The following is a 9,483-nucleotide window of genomic DNA, read 5'->3' on the forward strand; positions in this document are numbered from 1 at the left end:
CCCGAACTCAGAAGTGAAACGATGCATCGCCGATGGTAGTGTGGGGTTTCCCCATGTGAGAGTAGGTCATCGTCAAGATTAAATTCCAAAACCCCTATCTGCGTATGCAGGTAGGGGTTTTGTCTTTATAGTAGAAACATCAAGATTTCGCTGGCACGTCCTTACCGACGGACCGGCACACAGAATTTCTTGACGACCATAGAGCGTTGGAACCACCTGATCCCATCCCGAACTCAGAAGTGAAACGATGCATCGCCGATGGTAGTGTGGGGTTTCCCCATGTGAGAGTAGGTCATCGTCAAGATTAAATTCCAAAACCCCTGTCTGCTAGCGCAGACAGGGGTTTTGTCGTTTTGGGGCTACGAAAAGAGCTTCAGCACATTGCTCATCGAGTAACCGGTCACTCAATGTGAGACGGCACCGGGATGAATCGATGGAAGCCGGTAAGCTACCCACAATCGCCCAGACTTGTGCGGCATCGACGGGCAAAAGAGCCCGGGGTTTGCTATAGCGGGGCTGGGAGCCGGGGCGGGGGATGTTGTAAGCAGATTATGCGTGGATGATGAGCGACGAAATGTTGCGGCAAGTGAAGTCACCCTCGGGCCTGCCGCTGCCTTTGCTACGAGGTTTTTCTGTTCTTGGCTTCCGAACTGTTGAGGTACCGGGTGATGACCTCAACCCCACGATTGAGATGGTTGACCAGCAACCTCACAGATCCTTCGACATCTCGCGCCTCGGCGGCCCGCCACATGGCCCGGTGATCTTCCTGTGATAACTTGCCCAGGCCCATGGCCTCAAGGTTGAAGCGCAGGAAGCGTTCTTCTTCGTTCAACCCGTCCTCCACCAGTTTGAGCAACCGGCGATTGGGTGCCTTGCTGTAGAGCGACATATGAAAGAGGCGGTTCAGCCGGCCGATTTCGGTGTAGTCCTGTTCCGTCTCCAGCTGGTCGATGTAAAGCGCGGCCTGTTCGAGATCCGCCGCCTCAAGCAATGGCACCGACAGGCGCAGGGCTTCGGACTCCAGTAAAATCCGCAGCGCATAGGTCTCCACTGCATCGCCCTGGACCAGCGGGGCCACCACGGCACCTTTGTGGGCAACCACATTGAGCAATGACTGGGCTTCGAGTTGGCGCAACGCTTCGCGCACAGGCATGCGGCTGACACCGAAGAGATCGGCCAGGTCTTGCTGGCGCAGAGCGATGCCACACGGCAGCCGACCGTCCAGGATGGCCGAACGCAAGGTTTCCTCGATGACCGAGCGCGCCAGGTGAGCCGCAATCGGGCCGTTGACCTTAATGCTGCTGAGAGGGTTGGCTTTTCGTGTCACTACAACGCACCCTGATTGGCCGAGTTATTTTGGATCCAACTGACACTAGTGAGTGCCTGAAAGCTTGTCAAACGATCAGCAAATTACCTATTTCAAGTTTAGCGCGCCATCGCTGATCTCACGGTGCCATTGTTTTTTGCCGTACTAACCTACACCATCAACCGACTTTCCAACTGCCTACCCTGGATGCCTCGCATTGGCGGTACGTTTTTCCCCGATTCTACGGATGCTGCGCTGGCTGTCCTGCGCGTTGTTGCTGGCTGGCGTAATGCTCGGCGGGCTGCATGCCGATTGGGATTTTTCTCTGATCAGTCGTCGGGCGCAGGCATTGTACGGACCTTTGGGTCCAGGCCAGCAACGCATGGATGATTGGCAGCATTTGCTGGCCAGCCAGAAGCAGCTTGGCGAGCTTGAACAGTTGAACGTGGTCAACCGGTTCGTCAACAAGCAGTTGCGCTACGTCGAAGACATCGATTTGTGGCAGCAGGTCGATTATTGGGAAACGCCAATCGAAGCCCTGTGGAAAGGTGCCGGCGACTGCGAAGATTATGCTATCGCCAAGTATTTCAGCCTGCGCCATCTTGGCGTATCCAGTGACAAACTGCGCATTACCTACGTCAAGGCCCTGCGTCTGAACCGGGCACACATGGTGCTGACCTACTATTCGAGTCCAGAGGCGATGCCGTTGGTCCTCGATAGCCTGATCGACACGATCCAGCCCGCCAGTCAGCGAACGGATCTGCTTCCGGTCTACTCCTTCAATGCAGAAGGCCTGTACTTGCCCGGCGCCAAAGGTAACAAGAAGGTTGGTGATACCAAACGCCTGTCGCGTTGGCAGGATGTGCTGAAAAAAATGCAGGCCGAAGGTTTTCCGGTCGAGACGACTAACTAGGAGCTCACGCTCAGATGTCTTTGTTCAAACAGCTGTTGATCGCTATCTGTCTGTTCCTGGTGGTCGCCTTTACCGGCAGCTTCATGGTCAGCCTGGAAAGTTCGCGCACCCAGTACGTCAACCAGTTGCGTTCTCACGCCCAGGATGGCGCGACGGCTTTGGCGGTGTCCCTGACACCGAACATCGACGATCCGGCGATGGTCGAGTTGCTGGTCAGCTCGCTGTTCGACAGCGGGTATTACGCCAGCATCCGCGTGGTCGATTTGAGCGACGACAAAGTCATCGTCGAGCGCAGCGGTATGCCGACGGTCAACAATGTACCGCAATGGTTCATCAAGCTGATCGGCCTGGAAGCGGCCGGTGGCGATGCGATCGTCAGCCGCGGTTGGGAGCAGGCTGCACGGGTCGAGGTGGTCAGCCACCCGATGTTTGCCTTGGCCAAGCTTTGGCAGAGTGCGCTGGGCAGTCTTGGTTGGCTGCTGCTGTGTGGCGCGGTGAGCGCCGTCTTGGGTGCATTGCTGTTGCGTCGACAATTGAAGCCCCTGGATTACATGGTCAAGCAATCCCACGCGATTGCCCGCCGGGAATTCCTCAGCCTGCCGGATTTGCCGCGTACCCCCGAATTGCGCCGCGTCGTTCAAGCAATGAACCAGATGGTCGAGAAGCTCAAGGCACTGTTTCAGGAACAGGCCGAGCGCAGTGAAAGACTGCGGATCGAGTCTTATCAGGACAACCTGACAGGGCTGGCGAACCGTCGTTATTTCGAGATGCAGTTGAACGCACGGGTGAGCAATACCGAGCAGGCCAGCTCGGGTTATCTGCTGTTGCTGCGGGTCAACGATCTGGCGGGTTTGAATCAGCGCCTGGGTGGTCAGCGGACCGATGAGTTGTTGAAGGCAGTCGGGCTGCAATTGTCTCGCGAGTGCGCCAAGTACCCGGAAACACAAAACCTGGTCACGCGCATTCGCGGCGGTGAGTTTGCCGTGCTGGCGCCAGGGCTGGTACGCGAAGAAGCGTTGCAATTGGCACGCAGCCTCGACAGTGCCTTGGCGAGCCTGCACGCCACTGGCGCCACCGACGTTGCGCCGGTGGCCTCAATCGGACTGGCTCCCTTTACCCATGGCGATTCACCGCAGGCGGCGCTCGGGTTGGCGGATCAGGCATTGGCCCAGGCGCAGAGCCAGGGTGAGCCGAGCTGGGCGTGCCTGGACCATGGCGCATCGACTCATGTGGCTGAAGACCATCATGCGTGGCACAACCTGCTCGATCAGGCCATGACTCAACGTCGCTTCGAATTGTTCTTCCAGCCGGTGGTTGCCGCCCAGGACACTCGGCTGGTGCTGCACTACAAGGTGCTTTCGCGCTTGACTGATGCCGAGGGCCAGATCATTCCCGCCGGACGCTTCCTGCCGTGGCTGGAGCGTTTTGGCTGGACTGCGCGGCTGGACCGCCTGATGCTGGAGTTGGTGCTTGAGCAGATGGCTGGCCATGAAGAGTCGCTGGCGCTGAACCTGTCGTCGGCTACCCTGGCTGACCCGCAGGCGCTGAATAAAGTCTTCGAGCTATTGCGTTCGCATTCCAACCTGGGGCCGCGGTTGACGCTGGAGATCGGTGAGGAACAATTACCGGAGCAAACGGTGCTCGAGGAGCTGACGCGACGCCTGCGTGAGTTGGGGTTCTCATTGAGCCTGCAACGTTTCGGCGGACGTTTCAGCATGATCGGTAACCTGGCACGGCTAGGGTTAGCGTATCTGAAGGTCGATGGCAGCTACTTCCGGGCGATTGATCGCGAGAGTGACAAGCGTTTGTTTATCGAGGCCATCCAGCGGGCGGCGCACAGCATTGACCTGCCGTTGATTGCCGAGCGGGTCGAGACAGAAGGGGAATTGTCGGTGATTCGCGAGATGGGGCTTTATGGGGTTCAAGGGCAATTGTTCGGTGCGCCCAAGCCTTGGCCCAGGAGCGAGCTTGCTCGCGATGGAGGGTAACGATGACGCGGGGCACCAGACGCCCCGCGGCGCCCTCAGGTATTTCGTCGGAACGCCGCCCGGAGCATGCTCGCTCCTACACCTACAGGGCGGCAGGCCTAAATCAATCCTGCCTCATCATCATCGATCAAATGACTTAATCCGCCCAACGCCTCACGGGCCTGGGTCCGGTCCATCAGCTTGGCCTGTGCGGCCGGCGGCAGGTCGGTCACACGGATCACGCCTTTGCTGGTCAGCACCTGGATCAAGTCGTCGAGTACGCGGATCATTTCCAGGTCGCTTTGCTTGAGCTGCTTGAGGCTGACCTCCATCGTTTCGTTGGCGTACCAGGCCTGGATTTCATGATGATCGGCTGGCAGCGTTTCCGTGGCTTCGGCATAGGCAGCAGCTTCCACGCGAACCAATTGGCCTTGCGCATCGCGTTGCACGTAAAACATTTGGCATCCCTCAGAAATGGTCCAGCATCATGCTGTCAGCAGCATAGGCCAACTGCAGGCGAGTATGCGGCGTGATGACGAAATCGTCACCGGGCTGTTGATTGCAAACGTGACGGCCGCCCGCTGTGGGCGACCGTCAGTCAGCCATCAGCTGTTGTTGTGATCGATCTTGATCGTCGGATCGCTACCGGCAATCAGATTGTGCAAGTTGGCGCTGGACCAGTTGTTACCTTCGAGCTTGATCGTCACGTCCGGCTTGGCCGCTGTAGCGTTGGCACTGTTGAAGTTGCCAGCGGAATTGACCTGCAGGGACGATACGCCGTCCACCGTGGTGATCTTCAGGTAGTTGTCGATGGTGCTGCCACTTTCACCCTGCAACAGATCACGCAGGTCGATGCGGTCGCCCTGGCTGGCATTGAAGTCCTTGATCACGTCGGTGCCGGTGTCGCCAGCCTTCCAGACGAAGGTATCGCCACCCAGGCCGCCAATCAGCGTGTCGTCACCCTTGCCACCAAGGAGGGTGTCATTGCCGTCGCCACCCTCAAGCAGGTCTTTTCCGGTACCGCCGAGCAAGAGGTCATTGCCGCTGCCGCCATAGAGTTTGTCGTCGCCACCCAGGCCGAAAATGATGTCGTTGCCGGCACCACCCAACAGACTGTCGTTGCCATCGTGAGCGCCAGACACGTCGAACACGTCGGTGTGCTCTGTAATGTACTGGTGCACGTTGCTGGTGGTCACTTTGCTGACATCTACGCCGGTTTCCTTGGCAACGAACGCCTGCATCGCCTGGTAACCCTCGCCGGCAATGCCGTTGAAGCTGACCAGGTCGCCGAACAGGATGTCGTTGCCATCACCCGCATTGACCGTGTCGTCACCCGGCAGGGTCGCCTCGGTGTGGCCGAGGATGGCATTGGCCAGGTTGCTCGGATCGATATTGGTTTGTGGCTTGCTGTCCGTGTCGAACGGAATCAGGTCGGCCGGCTTGATCGCGCCGTTCAGACCGATCGCTTCGACCTGCGACAACTTACTGAGCAACAGGAAGCTGCTGCTGGCGTTATCGGCCGTATCGTCGTCGGTGTAGCTACCTTTACCGGCGGTGTACGAGATCTCATAGGTGCCGTCACCCTGCGCACGGATCGTGCCGATGGTGCCGTCCTTGGTCCAATTGCCCGACGAGTCTTCGGACCACTTGTTGATCTTGCCACTGCTGGTAATCAGCTGGCGGCTGACTCCACCCAGGGTGATATAGGCGGTATCGCCCAGCTTGTAGTTATTGACGCTCAGGTAGTCATCCAGTCTGCCATCGACTACTTTGGAGCTTTTGAAGTCAGCGACTATCGGGTTGGTCGATTCGCCGGATTGGTAGTAGGTGGGCACCCCGTCAGTGATGAAGTAAGTGAGGTTGGTGGCGCCGATATTGCCCTTGGCCTGAGTACTCTGGAAGAAGTTGGCCGTGGTTTTGAACACGTCCTCGTAGTTGGTGCCACCGCCAGACGCCATCGATCTGACGATGGCCTGGAGTTGATCCAGTGCGCCGGAGTCATTCAGGTTGACCGTAACGGTGGTGTTCACGGTGTCATCGAAGGTCGCCAGGAAAATGTTGACCGTCCCCGAAGTGTTCGCACCCAGGCTTTGCTTGAGGGTGCTGAACATCAGGCTCAGCGAGTTCTTCGCTGCCTGGATCGAGGTGTCCATACTGCCGGAAGTGTCGACCATGAACGCAATGTTGTAATTCTTGCCCTGAACCACGTTTAGGCCAGCGACGTCGGCAACGATGATGTCGTTGCTGTCGGTGCCGACGATATTGTCATCCTTGGTCGTGCCCATGACCGGGTTGTAGGTCGCTGGGTAGATGGTCACCGGAAGCTCGGCCGACGATGGCGCTGAGCCGCCCAGCATTTCGGTGGAGGTCGAAGTCACCGTCAGGTTGAACGAGTTGCTGTAGTACGGCGGCGGGGTGATGGTCAGCGAGCCGAGGTTCCAGCCGGTGACATCCGCCTCGCCATTGCTCGCGGTGGCCGTGAAGGTATGTCCCGCGCCATCGCCGAGCACGGAGCCCGCCGGAATCCCGCCGATCTTCACGCTCAGGCTTTCGGAGCCGTCGCGGTCGGTCAGTTCGGTGCTGATGGCCGACAGTTTGATGCTGCCGCCCTCTGGCCCGGTGTTGAGCTTGTAGCCGTCGTAGTAGCCTTCGCCATTGCTGCCATGCAGGTCGGAGACCGTCACGCCTGCATTGATCAGGTCGTTGACGCCGGTGTAGATCGGCACGCCAGCATTGTTCAGGTCGAGCACCGGACCGTTGTCCACCCTGAGGTTGACGTCGTAGCTGCCCGGGCCGCTCTGGTTGTGGTGGTAGATGTCCAGGGTGTAGTAGCCGCTGGTGGTCGGCGTGAACGAGCCGCTGATCGTCCCGCCGGCACCCCACAGGGCACTGGCCACGTTTTTGCCGCCAATCGTCACCAGCAGACTGTCGTCCGCGGTGCCGCTGAAGGTGTAGATCTTGCCGGCTTCGAGGTAGATCAGGCCGGAGGTTTTTGAGGCGATACCCGCCGTCACACTGCTTTCCTGCACATCGGTCACGGTACCTTTGCTGTTGGCAGTGCCAGCCGCATCGATCACCGATTTCAGGGTGTTGGTCGGCGCACCGCTGCCCGTACCGTTGTAGCCGGTGTTTAGGGCGGTCAGGCCAGTCCAGATCTCCTTGATCAGGCCTGTCGAGTTCACGTTGTTACCCGCGATACTCAGGGTGGGTGCGTCGGCTTGCGGAGTGATGTCGACTTTCAGAGTCGCTTCGTTGCCCAGGTTGAAACCGTCGGTAGGCTTGAACTTGATCTGCGCGTAGTCCGCTGCCTTGTTGCCGACCCCGGTGCCGCCATAACCATCGGCACCCGACTCGTTGCGTGCCGGCACGAAGGTCAGTTTGCCCAGGGCGATATCCGCCTGGCTGATGACCTGCCCGACGACCACCTTCACGCCGTTGAACAACAAATCGCCACCGCCCGTTACCTGGGTGATGGTGATGCCCAGCGGGCTGTCGTTATCGACATCGGTGACCTTGAAGTTGTCCCAGGTCAGGGTCAGGGTCTTGTCTTCGAGGCCGGTAACTGCGCCGCCAGTGGTCACCGGTGCATGGTCGTTGTCGACGATGGTGGTGATGACATAGGTTTTGCTCGAGTCGATCACCAGATTCTCGAAGTTGCCGCCGATGGCTTTGTCGATGGTGATGATGAAGTTCTCGGAGCCTTCGACCAGCTTGTCATCGATGGTGCTGATGTCGAAACCGACGCTGTTGCTGTTGGCCGGAATCTTGATTGTCATGACACCATTGAGGTCTGAACCGTCGACCGCAGTACCCGTGTACTTCAGGGTCACCGTGACTTCGGCCTGAGAGGTATTGCTCAGGTTCAACGTGTAGTGCGCGGATTGGCCTTCGATGACCGATGCCGCACCACTGATACCCACGGTGGTTACGTCGCCTTGGCCCGATGGCTCGTCGGTGACGGTGGTGGTCAGGGTGGTGTCCTTGAGCGTCAATTTTTCAAAGTTGTCAGCACCGGTGACCGACACCAACTTGTTGATGATCGGGGCCTGGCCACCAGTGAAGAAGTCGTCCTTGGCGGTAACTACTGCAGTGCCCGTGGTGCCATTGGCCGGGATCTTGACCGTGGTACCGTCGCTGAGCTTGAAGGTCAGCTCACTGTGGCTGGCCATTGGCAGGCCAGCGGTGTTGGTCAGGGTCACGGTGTAGGTGATCTGGCCGCCTTCGGTGACGGTGGTTTTATCCACGCTCAGGGTGGCCGTCACTTCGGTGAGGGTGTCGCTAACTTTCACCACAGCTTCGCCGCCGAGCACCAGGTTCTCGAAGGATTTGCCCGGAACGGAAGCACCAGTGACGCTAAGCTTGATGGTTTCGCCGTCCTTGTAGACGTCATCGCCCTGGGCTTTCAGCTCGTATGGAATGCTGGTGCTGCCAGCCTTGATCACGACGGTATCGCCGTTGCTCAAGGTCACGGTCAGGTCCTGCTTGAGTACCTGATCGACTTTCACCGTGAACTTCGGTGCAGCGTTTTCCAGTACGTCGCCGTTGCTTTCGATGCTGACGGTGATCTTGTCGCCTTGGCCCGATGGTTCGTCGGTGACCTTGGTCGTATATTGGTCCTCGCCGAGGGTCAGTTTCTCGAAGTTGTTGGCCGAGACCGACTCCAGCTTGTTGACGATTGCATCCTGACCACCGGTGAAGATGTCGTCTTTGGCAATCACCACAGCAGAGCCGCTGGTGCCATTGGCCGGGATCTTGATCTCGGTACCGTCGGTGAGTTTGAAGGTCAACTCGCCGTGGCTGGCCATCGGCAGGCCGGCGGCGTTGGTCAGGGTCACGGTGTAGGTGATCTGGCCGCCTTCGGCGACGGTGGTTTTATCCACAGTCAGGGTGGCTTTGACTTCGGTGAGGGTGTCGCTAACTTTCACCACGGCTTCGCCGCCAAGCACCAGGTTCTCGAAGGATTTGCCCGGAACCGAAGCATCGGTGACGCTGAGCTTGATGGTTTCGCCGTCCTTGTAGACGTCATCGCCCTGGGCTTTCAGCTCGTATGGAATGCTGGTGCTGCCAGCCTTGATCACGACGGTATCGCCGTTGCTCAAGGTCACGGTCAGGTCTTGTTTGAGGACCTGGTCCACTTTCACCGTGAACTTCGGTGCAGCGTTTTCCAGTACGTCGCCGTTGCTTTCGATGCTGACGGTGATCTTGTCGCCTTGGCCCGATGGTTCGTCGGTGACCTTGGTCGTATATTGGTCCTCGCCGAGGGTCAGTTTCTCGAAGTTGTTGGCCGAGACCGACTC

At 58.6% G+C, this 9,483-nt stretch carries 5 protein-coding genes and 1 rRNA gene; 3 read left to right on the forward strand and 3 right to left on the reverse strand.

The features are described 5' to 3' along the window. Positions 1 to 188 precede the first annotated feature (188 nt). Positions 189 to 304, forward strand: a 5S ribosomal RNA gene (rrf, locus tag CGA21_RS29495). Positions 305 to 619: 315 nt separating this feature from the next. Here rrf and CGA21_RS29500 read toward each other — a convergent pair. Next, the gene (locus tag CGA21_RS29500; RefSeq protein WP_110751738.1) at positions 620 to 1,327 is read right to left on the reverse strand and encodes a GntR family transcriptional regulator; all 708 of its coding nucleotides are present in this window, start codon (positions 1,325 to 1,327) and stop codon (positions 620 to 622) included. A 196-nt stretch (positions 1,328 to 1,523) separates the two neighbouring features. Between CGA21_RS29500 and lapG the strand changes: the two genes are divergently transcribed. Further along, positions 1,524 to 2,219: a cysteine protease LapG gene (gene lapG / locus CGA21_RS29505; protein WP_110751740.1), complete on the forward strand. Its 696-nt coding sequence runs from the start codon at positions 1,524 to 1,526 to the stop codon at positions 2,217 to 2,219. 14 nt (positions 2,220 to 2,233) lie between these two features. Next, positions 2,234 to 4,207 carry a cyclic di-GMP receptor LapD gene (gene lapD / locus CGA21_RS29510; RefSeq protein WP_188265671.1) on the forward strand — a complete coding sequence of 658 codons (1,974 nt, stop codon included), beginning with the start codon at positions 2,234 to 2,236 and terminating at the stop codon, positions 4,205 to 4,207. Between the two features lie 98 nt (positions 4,208 to 4,305). On the opposite strand, the gene CGA21_RS29515 is transcribed toward lapD, so the two are convergent. Together CGA21_RS29515 and CGA21_RS29520 are read right to left on the reverse strand one after the other, a co-directional pair. After that, positions 4,306 to 4,644, reverse strand: coding sequence for a hypothetical protein (locus CGA21_RS29515; RefSeq protein ID WP_008064081.1), 339 nt, complete (start codon positions 4,642 to 4,644; stop codon positions 4,306 to 4,308). Between the two features lie 147 nt (positions 4,645 to 4,791). After that, on the reverse strand, positions 4,792 to 9,483 hold a 4,692-nt coding region (locus CGA21_RS29520), incomplete at its 5' end, for an immunoglobulin-like domain-containing protein (RefSeq protein WP_188265672.1).

It is taken from the genome of Pseudomonas sp. PSB11 (genome assembly GCF_014596605.1).
Lineage (GTDB): Bacteria > Pseudomonadota > Gammaproteobacteria > Pseudomonadales > Pseudomonadaceae > Aquipseudomonas > Aquipseudomonas umsongensis.

Bases quoted from the DNA above. Each gene is read 5' to 3' on its own strand.
- lapD (WP_188265671.1), top strand. From the start codon at position 2,234: ATGTCTTTGTTCAAACAGCTGTTGATCGCTATCTGTCTGTTCCTGGTG.
- CGA21_RS29515 (WP_008064081.1), bottom strand. From the start codon at position 4,644: ATGTTTTACGTGCAACGCGATGCGCAAGGCCAATTGGTTCGCGTGGAA.